This is a genomic window from Vibrio sp. Vb1026 (assembly GCF_033338745.1).
In the GTDB taxonomy this organism is placed as follows: domain Bacteria; phylum Pseudomonadota; class Gammaproteobacteria; order Enterobacterales; family Vibrionaceae; genus Vibrio; species Vibrio alginolyticus.
In genome coordinates, this window is sequence record NZ_JAWOTH010000007.1 from 1 (window position 1) to 17,351 (window position 17,351).

Below are 17,351 nucleotides of genomic sequence, written 5' to 3' on the forward strand. Positions count from 1 at the left end.
AGCGTTCAATCTGAGCCATGATCAAACTCTTCAATTTAAGATTTTGTTCGGCTCAATGAATACTGAACATTACATAAGTAATGTTTGAATTGACTGTGCTGAATCTTTCGATTCAATGGTCACTTCGTATCATTGAAACCTAATTTGAAGCCTAAGCTTCTAATTGGATTATCATCAACGAGTGCCCACACAGATTGATAGGTCTATATTTTTAAAGAGCACACTTCGAAGTTCTCTTCAAAGTGGACGGCTATTTTAGCTAGATAACTTATCGTGTCAAACACTTTTTTAAGTTATTTATCTGCGAGTTAATTTTAACTCACTAACCGTAGTTGTTTAGGTTCCGCTTCACTTGCTTTCCCGTGACAACGGAGGCGCATTATAGGGAGTTCATTAAAGAACACAAGTGCATTTTTTAAAAAAACTCACCTTTTTAGTTTATTCGTATAGAAAACAGACAAAAGACTCTAAAAAACTATAGAAAAGGGGCCAAACGGCCCCTTTAGTGTGATTTTTATCTCAATTTTACTGTATCCATACAATTATTGATGAGCACAAATTTGGTCATTAGTAACAATTAGCTGCACTGTCTTGTCTGGAACGATTTCACCAGAAAGAATTGATTTGGCTAACGGGTTCTCGACATTCTGCTGAATTGCACGTTTTAAAGGACGCGCACCATACACAGGATCGAAACCAACTTGAGCGATCAAGTCGAGTGCTTTGTTGGAAACTTCTAGTTGATAGCCTTTCTCCTCTAGTCGTTTCGCCAAACGTTCCAATTGAATAGAAGCAATGGACTTAATGTGCTCTTGACCAAGTGGATGGAACACCACGATTTCGTCAACACGGTTCAAGAACTCTGGGCGGAAGTGTTTGCTAACCACATCCATCACTTCACTCTTGATACCTTGATAGTCTAATGTTGCGAAATTCTCTTGGATACGAGATGAACCCAAGTTAGATGTCATGATCACAACCGTATTACGGAAGTCAACAGTACGACCTTGACCATCCGTTAAACGCCCATCATCGAGAACTTGCAGCAGAATGTTAAATACATCCGGATGCGCTTTCTCTACTTCGTCTAACAAAATTACCGAATACGGCTTGCGACGAACCGCTTCAGTTAAGTAACCACCCTCTTCATATCCGACATAGCCTGGAGGAGCACCAACCAACCTTGCCACTGAGTGTTTCTCCATGAACTCAGACATATCGATACGGACCATCGCATCTTCACTGTCGAACATAAAGCTCGCAAGTGTCTTACAAAGCTCTGTTTTACCCACACCAGTTGGACCTAAGAATAAGAAGGAGCCAATTGGTCGGTTTGGATCAGAAAGCCCAGCTCGACTACGACGAATGGCATTCGATACAACAGAGACCGATTCGCTTTGCCCTACCACACGATTATGCAGCACGTCTTCCATACGAAGTAGTTTCTCTTTTTCCGCTTCTAGCATCTTGGATACCGGAATGCCGGTTTGCTTAGAAAGTACTTCTGCAATCTCGTTGTCGGTTACTTTATTACGCAATAGCGTCATTTCCTGCATTTCAGCTTGGGTTGCAAGATCTAACTGCTTCTCAAGTTCAGGAATACGACCATATTGAAGCTCCGACATACGGTTTAGATCGCCAGCACGGCGAGCAAACTCCATGTCCATACGAGCTTGTTCAAGCTCAGACTTAATATGTTGAGTGCCAGAAAGAGCTGCTTTTTCTGTATTCCAAACCTCTTCTAGTTCAGCGTACTCACGTTCTTTTTCATTGAGTTCTTCATTAAGCGCTTTCAAACGCTTTTCACTCGCTTCATCGTGCTCGTTACTTAGTGCTTGTTGTTCAATTTTGAGTTGGATGATTTTACGCTCAAGCTTATCCAAGGACTCCGGCTTAGAGTCAATTTGTAAACGAATGCTTGAAGCCGCTTCGTCGATTAAGTCGATCGCTTTATCCGGCAACTGACGGTCGGAGACATAGCGATGTGACAAACTCGCCGCAGCAACAATCGCTGGGTCGGTAATTTCGACGTGATGATGAAGCTCATAACGCTCCTTCAAGCCACGTAAAATCGCCACGGTATCCTCAACGGTCGGCTCATCCACCAGCACTTTTTGGAAACGACGTTCTAATGCTGCATCTTTTTCGATGTACTGACGATATTCATCCAATGTTGTTGCGCCAACACAGTGCAGCTCACCACGAGCTAATGCCGGTTTTAGCATGTTGCCCGCATCCATTGAGCCTTCACCTTTACCAGCACCGACCATAGTGTGTAGTTCATCAATGAAGAGGATGACGTTGCCTTCTTCTTTAGCAAGTTCATTCAATACTGATTTTAAACGCTCTTCAAATTCCCCACGGTATTTCGCGCCAGCAACCAGTGCGCCCATATCCAGTGATAGCACACGGCGACCACGCAGACCTTCAGGTACTTCATTGTTAACTATGCGCTGCGCTAAGCCTTCAACAATTGCTGTCTTACCTACGCCTGGTTCACCGATAATCACAGGGTTGTTTTTAGTACGACGCTGCAATACCTGGATAGTACGACGGATTTCATCATCACGGCCGATAACCGGATCCAATTTACCTTGCTCTGCACGTTCGGTAAGGTCTATGGTGAACTTTTCCAATGCTTGACGAAGCTCTTCTGCATTCGGATCATTGACCTTTTGACCACCTCTGATCTTTTCGATTGCCTGGCTGACTTTTTGCTCTGTTAAGCCGATCTCTTTGAGCAATTGCCCCAATGGTCCGCGATCTTCTAAAGCGGCAAGCAGGAAGACTTCAGACGAGATATAGGAGTCTTGACGCTTTTGCGCCACTTTGTCACACAGGTTAAACAATGTGCCCATCGAGCTAGAGAGCTGAACATCCCCACCGATGCCACTGACTTTTGGTAATCGATCTAACATTTCACTCAATTTAGAGCGTAAATGCGTTACGTCCACATCCAGCATAGTAAGCAATGGACGAATTGGACTGCCATTTTGATCAAGCAAAGCCACCATGAGGTGAACTGGCTCGATATATTGATGATCGCGCCCTAACGCTAGTGATTGAGCATCAGAGATAGCGATTTGAAACTTACTTGTGAATCGATCAAGACGCATATCTACCTTCCTAACCTCAACTAAAGGAAATTCTTTTGACAGTTAGAAAGATGGATACTCGGGTGGGGAATTTCAAGGGAGTGAATGAATAAAGATAGCTTTGCAAAAATAGTAGTATGCATCTTAGCACTTTGGTGCTTATAGCTAGTCTTCGATCCAAATAAAGGTTGCTTGTCGACCAGTCTTACCATCACGGCGATAAGAGTAAAAAGAGGCTTTATCTTGGTAAGTACAAAGTCCAGAATCAAACACTTGTGTCACACTAGCCCGGTTTAGACGTTGCGTTGCCAACACCGACATGTCAGCAAACCATTTACCGTCGATATCGCGTGGAGCAAATGCTTGATTCGCCTGTGAATCAAAATCAACAAAAGCTTGCAGAACATCTTCACCCACTTCGAAGGCTTGAGGGCCAATGGCAGGGCCAAGCCACGCTATCACTTCACCAGAAAACAACGCTAACGCATTTTCGACAATGCCATTTGCTAAGCCGCGCCAACCTGCGTGAACAGCGGCTACTTGCGTACCTTGTGTATTAGTCAATAATACAGGTAAACAATCGGCGGTCATCGCTGAACAAACAACATGGCTTGAAGAAGTAAATACACCATCCGCATCAAGCGCCTGTGTTGTTGGTTCATTTGCTTGAGCCACAACGGTTGAATGCGTTTGGTTTAACCAGATTGGCGCATTTGGCATGCTTGCCTGTTGCGCCAACCAAGCTCGGTTCTTCTCTACTAAAGACAAATCATCCCCAACGTGAGTACCTAAATTTAGCCCTTGGTAAGGGCCTGTCGAAAATCCGCCTATGCGTGTTGAGGCGAAAGCTTTGACATTTTTAGGCGCTGGCCAATTCGGAATGATCGTCTTCATATTAGAATTCTTCCGGTAAGCCGTGCTCTTCTGTATCTTGACGAAGCGCTTCAGTCATCACAACCATGTCATCAGGCACAGGGGCATGAAACTCAAGAACTTCGCCCGTAATTGGGTGCTCAAAGCGCAGCATTACTGCATGCAATGCTTGGCGATCGAAGCCACGGATCATTGCCGTTAGCTCTTCAGACGCACCTGTCGGGATGCGAGCACGTCCACCATATGCAATATCACCGAGCAGCGGATGCTGAAGATAAGACATGTGCACACGAATCTGGTGCGTACGACCCGTTTCTAGACGCAAGCGAATACGCGTGTGTTCGCGGAAGCGTTCAGCAACACGGTAGTGCGTTACTGCTGGTTTGCCCATTGGTGCTACCGCCATAAGCGTGCGCTTAGTAGAGTGACGACCAATAGGTTGATCCACTTTACCGCCCGCTGTCATACGACCAATAGCTATCGCTTCGTACTCACGAGTAATATTACGTTTTTGCAGTGCGCGAACCAGACGAGTTTGTGCAGGAACGGTTTTCGCCACCACCATCAAACCCGTTGTGTCTTTATCCAAACGGTGCACGATACCTGCACGAGGTACTTCTGCAATATCAGGGTAATGATGCAACAACGCATTAAGTACAGTGCCATCAGGCGTACCAGCGCCCGGATGAACCACAAAGTCACGAGGTTTGTTGATAACGATAATATCTTCATCTTCATAGACGATATCTAGCGGGATATCTTGCGCTTCCCAGCGTTCTTCATCTTCTAACTCGGCTTGCAATGTAATTTCCTCGCCACCCATTACTTTGGTACGAGGTTTAGTGACAACTTCACCATCAACTTGAACTTTCCCATCAAGCAGCCACTCTTTTAGGCGCGAGCGAGAGAAGTCCGCGAATAATTCGGCGATAGCTTGGTCTAAACGTTGACCTAACTGGCTATCTTTTACGGTATTTGTTAATACAATCTGCTGAGCCATATCGAACTTTTTTAAAAACTGTGAGACTAATGCTCACGACTGTGAAAAAATAGACTATTACGTCATTGTATCTGTTACTGGAAAGAAAGTAACGGCAGCTTAAGAAATATTTAGATTCAAGGAACAGACTCCTGATATGAAACGTCAGACTTTAACAGGCCTTTTAGCGGTATCCCTTCTGTTTGGATGTGCAAGCAAAGAAGAAATCGTTCCTGATGTGCCGCCTTCGGAACTGTATGCAGACGCACAGATTTCTCTTCAAAGTGGTAATTGGCTTTCTGCAATTGAGAAACTGGAAGCATTAGACTCACGTTACCCATTCGGTGCCTACTCAGAACAGGTGCAGCTTGACCTAATCTATGCGTACTACAAAAACGACGACCTTGCTTTGGGCTTGGCAACCATTTCTCGCTTTATGCGTTTAAATCCAACCCATGAAAAGATGGATTGGGTGCTGTACATGCGAGGTCTAAGCCACATGGCGCAAGATCGTAACTTTATGCATGATTTATTCAGCGTAGATCGAAGCGATCGCGATCCTGAACCGGTAAAAAAAGCGTTTGATGACTTCAAAAAACTGCTTCAACGCTACCCGAATAGCCCATATGCAGAAGATTCACAAAAACGTATGGTCGCGCTGAAAAACCGTCTAGCGAACTATGATTTAGCGACTGCTGACTTCTACCTTCGCCGTGAAGCTTGGGTCGCTGCTATTAATCGTAGCCAAGAGCTACAAAAAGCGTATCCAGACACAGAAGCTGCACGTAAGTCACTGACTATCCAGTTAGAGGCCTACAAGCAACTTGGTTTGGAAGACGCCGTAGCAAGAACTGAAAAGCTTATCGAGCTCAACCCTGTGAAGTAATTGAACTTGCTTTAAACTGAACCGCCACCGTTTTTACCGTGGCGGTTTTTTATTACTCTCAATAGTGTATTCAGCCCTTTCTTGATGATCTTCCTAGCTCCACATATGCTTAAAGTTCTCCTCCCCCCTTTATAAAAAGGATGTGAACGTGACGATATCTAAGCTTTGCGCAGTTATGCTGCTCCTATTGTCTGCTTCCGTTTGCGCACTGCAAATCTCGCCGCTCAAACAGCCTCCTTATACCGGGGACCTCGATGTCATCAAGGAGAAGAATGTACTGCGCGTCTTAGTTTCTGCTGATTTAGGCTTTTACTACATTGAGGGCGGCACACCAAAAGGCATAGGCGCGGAATTGCTAGCGCATTTCGAAAAAGACCTTCGTAAACTCAAACCAAAGCTTGACGTACAAATTATTCCTGTTGCCCGCGACCTGCTACTGCCAGCCTTAGAAAACGGTTCAGGAGACTTAGTTGTCGCCAACCTGACTATTACCGACACGCGCAAACAGAAAGTGGAGTTCAGTTCACCCATTCTCACTGACATTCAAGAGTGGGTAGTGACAAACAAAAGCACACCAACGATGACGAAAATCGAACAACTGAGCGGCAAAGAGATTTGGGTGCGCGCCAGCTCTAGCTACTTTGAAAGCATTCAGACACTAAATAAGAAACTAAACAAAAAAGGCTTACCGCCTGTTATCGTGCACTTTATTGAAGAAACACTTCAAGATTATGAGCTGGTCGGAATGCTCAACAATGGTTACGTCAGAGCCATTGTTCTCGATAGCCATAAAGCCAAGCTTTGGCTGAAAGTGATGGATGATATTCGGGTGCATAAAAAAATCCCTATCCGCAAAAATGGCAAAATTGCTTGGGCAATGCGAGAAAATAGTCCCAAATTAAAAGCCGTCGTGAATAAGTTCATCCAGAAGTCTCGCTCTGGGACACTACTCGGTAACGTTATTTACGGTAAATACATCGATAACACGGGATGGTTGAACAGAGCTCTTAACCCTAAGAAAATTGCTCAACTAGAAAAACTCGCGGCGCTATTTTCACGCTATGGTGAGAAATACGATATCGACTATTTACTGATCGCTGCAATCGCTTACAAGGAATCAGGATTTAATAACGACCTAGTTGGAAGCCGAGGTGCCGTTGGCATAATGCAAGTCCTACCCAGCACCGCTCAAGATCCGAATATCAATATCAAAAATGTTCGACAATTAGAAAACAACATTCATGCTGGAGTGAAATACTTAGCTTTTTTGCGTAAGCAGTACTTCAGTGATCCTGATATCACTGCACAAAATAAACTCTACTTTACATTGGCGGCTTACAATGCGGGCCCCGGTAATGTAGAGCGTATTCGTAAGCGTGCAGCCCAACAAGGTTACGATCCTAATGTTTGGTTTAATAACGTGGAAGTCGTTATGCGGAAAAGTTTAAGCTCAACGGTTGGGTACGTCACAAGCATTAATCGCTACTACATAATATACAAACAACTAGAAAGTTTGGATCAAGTCAAAAGTCTAGAAAGGGTTTCACTAGCCCCAAAAGACCCCATTTTCATGATACCGCTACGAAAAGTCAGCCAAATGCCAGACAGTAAAAAGCCGCTTGTACAGTAAGCGGCTTTTTAAATGGATTCATTGGAAAGACTCAGTGATCGTCATCACACCTTACGTGTAGTTAAATTTTAACCACCTCAAATATTAGGCCGTAAAACTTCCCTAAAAACGAGGCCGTTTTCAGCTGAGTACTCTATCCAATCTACGGATTTACTAACCGATAACAAGCAATTTCACGATAAATCTCAGAAGTTCTTGAGTGAGATCACATTCATTTTTCATCATAAAAAACCCAAGCAAAATAATGATCTGAATCACATTTTTTTATGCTTAAAGCGGTAATCTGAACTCAACCCATGAGGGATGCAACAGAGGAAAAACACTTATGACAATGAATATCACTGGCAAAAACATCGAAATCACCTCTGCAATCCGAGCTCATATTGAGAGCAAATTTAAAAAACTGGAGAAATGGCAAGTAGACCTAATTGGTTGCCAAGCAACTTTCAGTGAGGAACCAAACAAACAGAAGAAATTCGAAGCGGTTATCAAAGTTCCTAAAGGCCAGCTCATTGCCTCAGCAACTCACGAAGATCTTTACGCAGCTATCAACGAAGTGGAGCAAAAACTAGAACGACAATTGAACAAGCTGACCCACAAACCTGAAGCTCGACGTGCAAGTAAGCCTGAGCTAGTGGAAGAAGAAGAGTAAACTGAACATATTGAGGAAATAGCGCCGAAAGGCGCTATTTTTTTGCTTGACGCTCTCCCCAGCCTTGCTTATTGTGTTTAAACACTCATAAATTAAGCACTATTTATGCATTTAACCTCACTGTTTATTTTTGACTTCTTTTTCCTCCCATAGTTGGAGGGGCGAACTCGTTTGTGAAAGAAAAGTCAAAAACAAACAGAAAGCCTCCCAAATCGGGAGGCTTTTTTATAAGGAAAGAATTGATGACTGACCAACCTATTTCCCTCGAAGAAATTCGTTTACGCTTGAATGAGTTGGATGACCAACTTCTCAGCTTGTTGTCTGAGCGCCGTAAACTCAGCATTGAAGTAGCCAAAAGCAAAGTACAAACCTCAAAGCCTGTTCGCGACGCCGTCCGTGAACAGCAATTATTGGTCAAGCTGATTTCTAATGGCCAAGATAAATACGAACTTGACGCGCAGTACATCACCAAACTTTTCCATACCATCATTGAAGACTCAGTTCTGCTTCAACAAAGTTATCTGCAAAATCTCGTTAACCCACAGCAAAGCCGTAAGCCACTTGCTCGCGTCGCATTTTTAGGAGCCAAAGGCTCTTATTCGCACTTGGCAAGTCGCGAATACTTCAGTCGTAAAAATACGGAGCTTATCGAGCTCAACTGCGAGCACTTTAAAGAAGTGACTCAAACGGTTGAATCTGGCCATGCTGATTATGGCGTTCTGCCAATCGAAAACACCAGCTCAGGCTCTATTAATGAAGTGTATGACTTACTACAACACACGACGCTTTACATCGTTGGAGAGCTAACTCAACCAATCGAACACTGCTTGGTTGCGAAAAAAGACATTCGTCTGGAAGATATTAAAACGCTGTATTCTCACCCTCAGCCACACCAACAGTGCAGTGAGTTTTTAAGCCGTATGAAAGGAGTAAAGCTGGAGTCCTGCGCGAGCACAGCAGATGCAATGCAGAAAGTCCAAGAGATGGATCGTGATGATGTAGCTGCAATTGGTAATGCATCAAGCGGTAAGCTATATGGCTTGCAAGCAATTCAAGGCAACATCGCAAACCAAACCGAAAACCATACTCGCTTTATCGTGGTTGCTCGTAAACCGGTTGAAGTTTCTACTCAAATTCCAGCAAAAACCACATTGATCATGTCGACCTCCCAAGAGGCAGGCTCATTGGTTGAAACACTATTAGTGCTGCAACGTTACGGCATCAATATGACCAAGCTAGAATCACGCCCAATTATGGGGAACCCGTGGGAAGAGATGTTCTACGTAGACTTGACATCACATCTTGCTTCGACAGAAATGCAACAGGCACTTGAAGAGCTGACAAAAATCACTAAGCACTTGAAAGTATTAGGCTGTTACCCGAGTGAGAACGTAAAGCCTACGCAAGTAAAATTGAGTTAATAGACACCAGTGAGTAAAAAGATCATGGCAACCCAAAAAGTCGTAATCGCATCGCTAAACCCAGCCAAAATTAATGCAGTTCAAAGTGCATTTCGTAATGCATTTCCGCATCAAGAGTTCAACTTCGTTGGCATCAGTGTACCGAGTGAGGTCGCAGATCAGCCCATGACGAATGAAGAAACTCATCGTGGTGCGCTAAACCGCGTTAAAAACGCAAAAGTAGAGATGCCAAACGCGGATTACTATGTCGGTCTCGAAGCGGGAATTGAAGCAAACGTGACGTTTGCTTGGATGGTGGTTGAGTCAGAGACTCACCGCGGTGAATCTCGTTCTGCAAGCTTAATGTTGCCGCCAAAAGTCTTGGAAAAACTCAAGGATGCGAATGAGTTGGGAGATGTAATGGACAAAGTGTTTGGTACTGATAACATCAAACAGAAAGGTGGCGCTATTAGCCTACTAACCCAAAACCAGCTAACTCGAAGCTCGGTCTATCACCAAGCCTTGATTCTGGCTTTGATTCCATTCACAAACCCTGAGCACTTTCCTTCAAATTTATAACACTCAGCCTATTCTCTAGATACGCAAAAGGGCGGATATTTCCGCCCTTTGTAATACGTTATCTTAGTCAATTGTAACACCAAGGCCTAAAAGCAAATTGGATATACTGTCTACTTAGATACCGCAACTTGTTCTAACAAGACTTTCAACTTGTCTTTTTCTTCATCAGATTTCGACTTTAGTTCGTTAGAGCCACGAGTAATGGTGGCAATGCCCACACCAAGCATCTGACTGATCTGACGTTGAGATAATTCTCCTTTAAGAAGTTCGTTAATTATATTAACGCGTGATATTAATGACTCTCTCTCATCACGTGACATCAGCATTGTTAACAGCATGTCATCTTGCTGGGTGCCCATACTTGTTCGAATTAGCTCAATAATCTGTTGCCAGTCTTTGTACTCGGGTTCGTGCGACATCAAGTTACCTCACTCAATACTTGGTATTGATCTCATGTTGATTCAAGAACGCGCCATCGATACCCAAAAGATCACGATAGTATGTTTCAAACATCAAGATGTTTTGTACATAACCGCGCGTCTCTTTAAATGGAATTGCCTCAATAAAGGCATAAGCATCCACTTTTCCTTGGGTACGCTCTCGCCACGTTTTTACTCTGTTAGGACCTGCATTATAAGCAGCAAGAGCAAAAATACGATTATTATCGTAATCCTCTAATAAACCTTGCAAATAATGGCTACCAATTTCGATATTTTTTCCTACATTGTAGAGATCCTGCGTACCTTGATAACTCAACTTATATTTACGTGCCGTGTACTTCGCCGTCGCAGGCATGATCTGCATAAGACCACGAGCGCCAACTGGAGAGCGGGCTTCAACATCTAACGCACTTTCCTGTCGAGCGAGAGACATCATCGTGACGGGATCAATGTTGTGCTTTTTCGCATAAAAGTTAAACCACCAGCGGTGTGCTATTGGGAACCTAAGTTCGATATTATCCCACATCTGCGCTTGAATACTCGCGGTCACCGTTAGGTGATGCCAACGTTTAAATGATGCATAAGCCGCCAACATCGCCTTTTCATCTTTCCCTACGCGGCGCAGTAAGTGTGCCCATTCACTCTTCGCTGCTGCGATTTTATCCGTCGCGATCAACTCTTCGATACGAGCTAACGAGTCTTGATAGGGTTGAACAACTTTCTTATCCAACTTAACCGTATGCGTTGGGTATTTGATTGATTGCCCGATTGCATTGGCGGCAGCCACACTGTAGAAGTTTCGTTGCCCAAGCAGAGTTGCTAAACGCTGTTTCCCCGCGATGTCATCACCTAACGCTATTTCACTTCTTCCAAGCCAATATTGCCAGCGTAGCGTGGCTTGTTCTTCTTTATTTAGAACAGCAATCCACTCTTGTACGCCTTTCCAATCTGCATTTTGAATCGCTAAGCGGATGCGCGTTTCAATCAACGGTAAGTACTGACTGGTTTTCGTTTTATCATCGCGCCATTTAGCTAATGACTCAGACTCCGTACGAGTCAATCGAAATGCAATATAGTCGGCAAGTTCTTGCGCTTTTTCTGGAGAAAACTTCTGTCCTTTAATGACAGCATCGTACGCACCTTGTGCTTGGCTAGTGTTCATGCGAGCCAACTTTTCTAACGCATATTCACTTTGCGCTCGATTAAAATCATTCGCAGGTTTTTTCTTCGCGAATTCCGCAACACTTGAAGGATTATCAAACAACGCTTTCATTTCTTTGGCTTGTTGCTTTGCCTGCGCTGATTTAGGCAGTTTGAGCAAGTAACTCATCAAACCGCCATTACGAGCATCAAACGCCAGTAACATACGCTGTAGAATCAGTTCATCGGTACGCTCACCCGCCTTGTCCCATGCTTCAAATAATGGGTCACACTCATCAGCAATGCTGATGCCACGTAACCACATATGTTCAGCCCCTTTAAACGCCGCGACTTTCTTGCCTTGCTTTAATTGAGCGACGTAGAAAATACATTGGTAACGCTCACCACTAGGAATGACTTTTTGAAACTCAGTAATGGTTTTCCAATCTTTTTGCTTATAAAGATGATTGAGGTATGGAGCGCGAACTCGACGAGAAAATGGAAAAGACTCGTGCTCAGAAATAAACTCGTTCACCTGTTGTGGTGACTTTTCCGGTAACTGTCTAATAAAAGTGCGGTAATCCACATAAGGCGTTAGTGGATAGTCAGAAATTTTAGGACGAATCGAAAGGTATCCGTCGATGTCATTTTTATCTAATAAATCTTGAGCTTGCTCATATACTTCGCGCTGCTTTTCCAAACTCAGCGCGGCATTAGCACTCAAACTCATAGCACACAACGCGGCGGCGCAGCATACGTTTTTAGCCAATTCAGATACGTTGAATCTCATTTGTGTCATTTTCCCCAGACATATACTGCCCTAAAGCCTAGTTTTGTTAGAGTTCATGTGATGTTAAGGCAATTTTCACACATGCATCTATTTACACAGAATGCAGATGTCCATGTAAAGCAACTTAGTGTATTAAAAATTGTACTCGTCAAACTTTTAAGACGATGGAGACAAAGCGTTTCTAACTCGCATAGAAAACACTTCGTCATTCTTAACGAATAACAAAAGTGTATACCCTAACCGTGTAAGTTTCCGGTCAGCTCAAAATAAGAAATCCATTCGTTAGGGAAATTCTTGCAATGCGGTAACAAAAACAAAGCACTTGGTATAAAATGATGGGTTTGAATGACAGTTAATTTAGGAACGATCGGCAATGGCTGAATACGTATATACCATGTCGCGGGTGAGCAAAATTGTGCCACCTAAGCGTCAAATTCTTAAAGACATCTCTCTGAGCTTCTTCCCTGGTGCGAAAATCGGTGTTTTAGGTCTGAACGGTGCAGGTAAATCCACACTGCTACGTATCATGGCAGGTATCGACACGGATATCGACGGTGAAGCGCGTCCACAACCTGGTCTAAACGTAGGTTACCTACCTCAGGAACCAGTATTAGACGAATCAAAAACCGTTCGTGAAGTTGTTGAAGAAGCGGTTGCTGACGTTGCTGACGCTCTGAAACGTTTGGACGCAGTCTACGCAGCATACGCTGAACCAGATGCAGACTTCGACGCACTTGCAAAAGAGCAAGGCGAGCTAGAAGCCCTTATCCAAGCGAAAGATGGTCACAACCTAGAAAATGCGCTTGAGCGTGCAGCAAACGCACTACGTTTACCTGAATGGGACCAAAAAATTGCGCACCTATCAGGTGGTGAACGCCGCCGTGTGGCTATTTGTCGCTTGCTACTTTCTAAGCCAGACATGCTATTGCTTGATGAACCTACCAACCACCTAGATGCAGAATCAGTGGCTTGGCTAGAGCGCTTCTTAGTGGATTACACAGGTACCGTAGTAGCCATCACCCACGACCGTTACTTCCTAGATAACGCTGCGGGCTGGATCTTAGAACTGGACCGTGGTGAAGGTATCCCATGGGAAGGCAACTACACCTCATGGCTGGAGCAAAAAGACGCTCGTCTACAACAAGAAGCCTCCCAAGAGAGTGCTCGCCAAAAGACTATCGAGAAAGAGCTTGAGTGGGTACGTAAAAACCCTAAAGGTCGTCAAGCGAAGTCAAAAGCACGTATGGCTCGCTTTGAAGAACTGCAAAGCTCTGATCACCAAAAACGTAATGAAACCAACGAACTGTTTATCCCACCTGGTGAGCGTCTAGGTGATAAGGTTATTGAAGTGAAGAACCTGACCAAGTCATTTGACGGTCGTGTTCTGATTGATGACCTGTCATTCAGCATCCCTAAAGGTGCGATTGTTGGTATCATCGGTGCGAACGGCGCAGGTAAATCGACGCTATTCAAGATGTTAAGTGGTACTGAACAACCAGACTCGGGCACAATTGAGATGGGCGATACAGTAAAACTGGCATCGGTCGATCAGTTCCGTGACAGCATGGACGATTCTAAAACCGTATTCCAAGAGATCTCTGAAGGTGCTGATATCATTAAGATCAACAACTTCGAAATCCCAGCTCGCGCATACTGTTCACGCTTTAACTTTAAAGGCAGTGACCAACAAAAGATTATTGGTGAACTATCGGGTGGTGAGCGTAACCGTGTCCACCTTGCGAAGCTTCTTAAAGCGGGCGGCAACGTGTTGCTACTCGACGAACCAACCAACGACCTTGACGTTGAAACACTGCGTGCTCTAGAAGAAGCATTACTAGAGTTCCCTGGTTGTGCAATGGTTATCTCGCACGACCGTTGGTTCCTTGACCGTATCGCGACCCACATCATTGACTACCGTGACGAAGGCCAAGTTAACTTCTACGAAGGTAACTACACAGAGTACATGGATTGGTTGAAGAAAACATTGGGTCCTGAAGCCGCAGAACCACACCGTATCAAATACAAGCGTATTGCGAAATAATCGCAACCCACAAAGTTTGATTGTAATTTGTACAAAGGCCGCTATCATAGCGGCCTTTGTTTTCTTTGTTATAAAAAGAGCTCATTAGCCCGTCTCGTTCGTTAAGAACATGACATTGCACTTACGTCACTCTGTAGCGACCTCGACACTTTTCAAACAACAATCGAACACTTTTTGTTCGTATTGATATACTATTCAATTCTGTTTGACGACCTGACGAGAATATTCATATGACAGAGAGACGACGCTTTTCACGTATTCTCCATCAAGCTCCAGCTAAGATAGAACAACGTGACTTGGCAATTGAAGCTAGGATTCAAGATCTTTCCTTGCATGGTTTACTCATGAAAGTGGAAGAGACTGAGGCTTTGGATCCAACCCTTCCAGTCCATGTAACTTTTTCATTTGATCAATCCGAACAAGTGATTACGTTAAAAGCGCAAATTGTGAATGTTTCTAAGTGTGAGATTAGGTTGAAGATCGCTAAGGTAGACATCGAAAGCATTAGCCAACTAAAACGATTTATAGAATTGAATGTAGGCAATAACGACCTTCTGAATCGAGAGTTAGAGCACCTCTCTGGTTTTTAGGAGAAAAATAAATGAACGCCTATTTAAGTAACAATAACTATGTCTAAAAAAATCATCATGCAGATCCCGACGAAAGACGGCGATCAGCAGTTCTATTTGGGCCGCAGTTCGGTCCTAGCAGTATTTGCTTCAGTATTGGCATTACCCGCCGTCGTTGGTGGCGCGTGGTACCTTAATCAGCAGCAGATGCACAATAAAGACGAACTAACACAAATCATCGCCAAACTGGAAAGTGAAAAGGCCGAAGTGACGGCTCTTTACGAAGAACAGCTTGATACCAATCATTCGCTTTCCCAGTCTTTGACGGACAAAAACAATCAAATTCAGCTATTGGGCAAACGGGTATTCGACGTTGAATCGGTTTTAGGTCTCGCAGACGAAGAGTTGATGATCGATGAGAACAGCATGGGGTTAGAGGAGCGAATTGACGCAGCCGCTATCGATTCTGCTGTTCGAGCGACGATGTTCCGTTTGATACCAAATGACAGTCCAGTCACATACCAACGTATTTCTTCTTCTTACGGCAGTCGTATTAATCCGATTTCAGGTAAGAGGCATGTTCATACTGGTATCGATCTGACTTGTAAAAGAGGAGAAGAGATCCTGGCACCGGCTGACGGTGTGGTGGAAACCGTTCGCCCGAGCAATCGTGGTTATGGTAACTATGTCACCATTCGTCACTCATTTGGCTTTATGAGCTCCTTTGCTCATCTACAACGCTTCAAAGTGAAAAGCGGTCAGTTTGTTAGTAAAGGCGACATCATTGCTCAATGCGGTAACTCTGGCAACTCCACAGGGCCACACTTGCACTATGAAGTACGCTTCCTCGGACGAGCACTCAACCCTCAATACTTAATGGAGTGGACGCCAGAAAACTTCAATGACGTCTTTGAAAAAGAGAAAAAAGTGAAATGGGGACCTTTGGTTCAATTGATTGATAACGTTGTACGTCTACAAGTCAATTTAACCAATTCACCCTATCGCGATACCAGTATCAACACAGTATCAAGTGAAGATACGAGTAATACTGCGACGAACTGATTTGTCCATCAACACGAAAAAGAGCAGCTTACGCTGCTCTTTTTGTTTCGGACTCTGCACGGCTAAATGACCCGTGATTAGCCGCGATGAATATTATCATTCGCCTGTTTGAGTAAGTTTTGGCTCTCATTCATAAATTGTTGAGAATAAGTACCAAACCAATCACTCACCTGCTTAAAGCTTTCGATGAATCGCGCTTTGTCTCTGCTATCCAGAATCGCTACCGCATCACCTAAACGCTGATGGAATCGCTTGATCATATCGATATTCTCTTGAGAAGAGAAAATGATATCACCGTACAAGTTCGGATCCTGACCAAACAGTCGTCCCACCATCGCCAATTCAAGGCGGTAGATTGGCGAGCTTAACTTCAACAACTGATCGATGTTCGGGTTCTCTTTGCTTAGGTGCATACCGTAAGCAAACGACGTGAAGTGGCGCAACGCCTGAATCAACGTCATGCCATGATCGTGCTCTTGTGCATCGATTTGGCACAAGCTTGCGCCCCAAATTCCAAACTGTTGCAATAGCCATTGGTAATGCTCGTGACCACGACCATCACAGTACACAATAACCTGCTTGGCAAGGCTCGGAACATCTGGGCCAAACATTGGGTGTAAACCAACTACAGGACCTTGGTGCACATTCAACATTGCTTGCAGAGGCTTCGACTTGATAGAAGTCAGGTCACACAGAATGCAGTCTTGCGGCAAGTTCCCCAGTTTTTCGATCACCCCTTCCGTTAGATGAATCGGCACCGTGACCACGACTAAACCCGCGTTGTCTAGAATCTCATCCGCATGATCCCAGTCTTTACTGCCGAGAACTTTGACCTGGTAGCCCGACAATTTGAACATACGCCCAAACAGGCCACCCAATTGACCATTACCACCAATAATAACAACTGAGCGTAAATCAGGGTTCAAACACTTAAAACCGGAATCTTTCTCGCTGGCATAAGACTCACGCATTGTTCGACGCAGAATATCTTCAATAAGCTGTGGAGGAATTCCCATTTTTTCAGCTTCAGCGCGACGAGAAGCTAACATCGCCGCTTCGCGGTCTGGAGCATAAATTGGCAAACCATGTTCGCTTTTTACTTCCCCAACTTTCTCTACGAGCGCTAAACGCTGAGCCAATAGCTCCAACATTTGCTTGTCGACTGCATCAATCTGATCGCGTAATGCGTTAAGTTCAACTGCCATTGATGTTCCT

General features: G+C 44.2%; 14 protein-coding genes and 1 other annotated feature. Of the genes, 8 read left to right on the plus strand and 6 right to left on the minus strand.

Annotated elements, in window-relative coordinates:
• Nucleotides 1-542: 542 nt before the first annotated feature.
• From clpB to rluD, 3 genes are all read right to left on the minus strand, one after another.
• Complete coding sequence (gene clpB, locus R7E47_RS12420) at nucleotides 543-3,116, minus strand: ATP-dependent chaperone ClpB (protein ID WP_033906115.1); 2,574 nt, start codon at nucleotides 3,114-3,116, stop codon at nucleotides 543-545.
• A gap of 144 nt (nucleotides 3,117-3,260) precedes the next feature.
• A complete protein-coding gene (pgeF, locus tag R7E47_RS12425; RefSeq protein WP_149192045.1) occupies nucleotides 3,261-3,989 on the minus strand; it encodes a peptidoglycan editing factor PgeF in 729 nt (242 codons plus the stop codon).
• Nucleotide 3,990: 1 nt separating this feature from the next.
• Nucleotides 3,991-4,968 carry a 23S rRNA pseudouridine(1911/1915/1917) synthase RluD gene (rluD, locus tag R7E47_RS12430; protein WP_005381875.1) on the minus strand — a complete coding sequence of 326 codons (978 nt, stop codon included), beginning with the start codon at nucleotides 4,966-4,968 and terminating at the stop codon, nucleotides 3,991-3,993.
• Between the two features lie 136 nt (nucleotides 4,969-5,104).
• On the opposite strand from rluD, the gene bamD reads away from it, so the two are divergent.
• The 5 genes from bamD to yjjX all read left to right on the plus strand — a co-directional run bounded on the left by bamD (nucleotide 5,105) and on the right by yjjX (nucleotide 10,094).
• A complete protein-coding gene (gene bamD / locus R7E47_RS12435) occupies nucleotides 5,105-5,833 on the plus strand; it encodes an outer membrane protein assembly factor BamD (RefSeq protein ID WP_005381876.1) in 729 nt (242 codons plus the stop codon).
• A gap of 148 nt (nucleotides 5,834-5,981) precedes the next feature.
• A complete protein-coding gene (locus tag R7E47_RS12440) occupies nucleotides 5,982-7,463 on the plus strand; it encodes a lytic transglycosylase F (protein WP_315974890.1) in 1,482 nt (493 codons plus the stop codon).
• Between the two features lie 325 nt (nucleotides 7,464-7,788).
• Entirely contained in the window at nucleotides 7,789-8,115 is a 327-nt protein-coding gene (hpf, locus tag R7E47_RS12445; protein ID WP_005381889.1) for a ribosome hibernation-promoting factor, HPF/YfiA family, read from the plus strand.
• A gap of 108 nt (nucleotides 8,116-8,223) precedes the next feature.
• Nucleotides 8,224-8,345: a sequence feature (Phe leader region), on the plus strand.
• Nucleotides 8,346-8,357: 12 nt separating this feature from the next.
• On the plus strand, nucleotides 8,358-9,536 hold the full coding sequence (pheA, locus tag R7E47_RS12450) for a prephenate dehydratase (RefSeq protein WP_017636154.1): 1,179 nt from the start codon (nucleotides 8,358-8,360) through the stop codon (nucleotides 9,534-9,536).
• Between the two features lie 24 nt (nucleotides 9,537-9,560).
• Nucleotides 9,561-10,094 carry an inosine/xanthosine triphosphatase gene (gene yjjX, locus R7E47_RS12455; protein WP_025768441.1) on the plus strand — a complete coding sequence of 178 codons (534 nt, stop codon included), beginning with the start codon at nucleotides 9,561-9,563 and terminating at the stop codon, nucleotides 10,092-10,094.
• A gap of 110 nt (nucleotides 10,095-10,204) precedes the next feature.
• Here yjjX and trpR read toward each other — a convergent pair whose 3' ends face one another.
• Nucleotides 10,205-10,513 carry a trp operon repressor gene (gene trpR, locus R7E47_RS12460; RefSeq protein WP_005381892.1) on the minus strand — a complete coding sequence of 103 codons (309 nt, stop codon included), beginning with the start codon at nucleotides 10,511-10,513 and terminating at the stop codon, nucleotides 10,205-10,207.
• 13 nt (nucleotides 10,514-10,526) lie between these two features.
• Nucleotides 10,527-12,473, minus strand: a complete 1,947-nt coding sequence (sltY, locus tag R7E47_RS12465) for a murein transglycosylase (protein WP_031812891.1) — start codon at nucleotides 12,471-12,473, stop codon at nucleotides 10,527-10,529.
• A gap of 364 nt (nucleotides 12,474-12,837) precedes the next feature.
• Here sltY and ettA point away from each other — a divergent pair, with 364 nt between their 5' ends.
• From ettA to R7E47_RS12480, 3 genes are all read left to right on the plus strand, one after another.
• Nucleotides 12,838-14,505 carry an energy-dependent translational throttle protein EttA gene (gene ettA / locus R7E47_RS12470; RefSeq protein WP_005381894.1) on the plus strand — a complete coding sequence of 556 codons (1,668 nt, stop codon included), beginning with the start codon at nucleotides 12,838-12,840 and terminating at the stop codon, nucleotides 14,503-14,505.
• Between the two features lie 230 nt (nucleotides 14,506-14,735).
• Nucleotides 14,736-15,095: a PilZ domain-containing protein gene (locus R7E47_RS12475; protein WP_031781006.1), complete on the plus strand. Its 360-nt coding sequence runs from the start codon at nucleotides 14,736-14,738 to the stop codon at nucleotides 15,093-15,095.
• Nucleotides 15,096-15,134: 39 nt separating this feature from the next.
• The gene (locus R7E47_RS12480; protein WP_005381900.1) at nucleotides 15,135-16,136 is read left to right on the plus strand and encodes a M23 family metallopeptidase; all 1,002 of its coding nucleotides are present in this window, start codon (nucleotides 15,135-15,137) and stop codon (nucleotides 16,134-16,136) included.
• Between the two features lie 77 nt (nucleotides 16,137-16,213).
• Here the strand turns inward: R7E47_RS12480 and tyrA are convergent, their stop codons facing one another.
• On the minus strand, nucleotides 16,214-17,341 hold the full coding sequence (tyrA, locus tag R7E47_RS12485) for a bifunctional chorismate mutase/prephenate dehydrogenase (RefSeq protein ID WP_005381901.1): 1,128 nt from the start codon (nucleotides 17,339-17,341) through the stop codon (nucleotides 16,214-16,216).
• Between the last annotated feature and the right edge of the window lie 10 nt (nucleotides 17,342-17,351).

What these genes read in the sequence shown, in the direction of transcription:
- clpB (WP_033906115.1), bottom strand. Translation starts at nt 3,116, where the DNA reads ATGCGTCTTGATCGATTCACAAGTAAGTTTCAAATCGCTATCTCTGAT.
- pgeF (WP_149192045.1), bottom strand. Translation starts at nt 3,989, where the DNA reads ATGAAGACGATCATTCCGAATTGGCCAGCGCCTAAAAATGTCAAAGCT.
- rluD (WP_005381875.1), bottom strand. Translation starts at nt 4,968, where the DNA reads ATGGCTCAGCAGATTGTATTAACAAATACCGTAAAAGATAGCCAGTTA.
- bamD (WP_005381876.1), top strand. Translation starts at nt 5,105, where the DNA reads ATGAAACGTCAGACTTTAACAGGCCTTTTAGCGGTATCCCTTCTGTTT.
- hpf (WP_005381889.1), top strand. Translation starts at nt 7,789, where the DNA reads ATGACAATGAATATCACTGGCAAAAACATCGAAATCACCTCTGCAATC.
- pheA (WP_017636154.1), top strand. Translation starts at nt 8,358, where the DNA reads ATGACTGACCAACCTATTTCCCTCGAAGAAATTCGTTTACGCTTGAAT.
- yjjX (WP_025768441.1), top strand. Translation starts at nt 9,561, where the DNA reads ATGGCAACCCAAAAAGTCGTAATCGCATCGCTAAACCCAGCCAAAATT.
- trpR (WP_005381892.1), bottom strand. Translation starts at nt 10,513, where the DNA reads ATGTCGCACGAACCCGAGTACAAAGACTGGCAACAGATTATTGAGCTA.
- sltY (WP_031812891.1), bottom strand. Translation starts at nt 12,473, where the DNA reads ATGACACAAATGAGATTCAACGTATCTGAATTGGCTAAAAACGTATGC.
- ettA (WP_005381894.1), top strand. Translation starts at nt 12,838, where the DNA reads ATGGCTGAATACGTATATACCATGTCGCGGGTGAGCAAAATTGTGCCA.
- R7E47_RS12475 (WP_031781006.1), top strand. Translation starts at nt 14,736, where the DNA reads ATGACAGAGAGACGACGCTTTTCACGTATTCTCCATCAAGCTCCAGCT.
- R7E47_RS12480 (WP_005381900.1), top strand. Translation starts at nt 15,135, where the DNA reads ATGTCTAAAAAAATCATCATGCAGATCCCGACGAAAGACGGCGATCAG.
- tyrA (WP_005381901.1), bottom strand. Translation starts at nt 17,341, where the DNA reads ATGGCAGTTGAACTTAACGCATTACGCGATCAGATTGATGCAGTCGAC.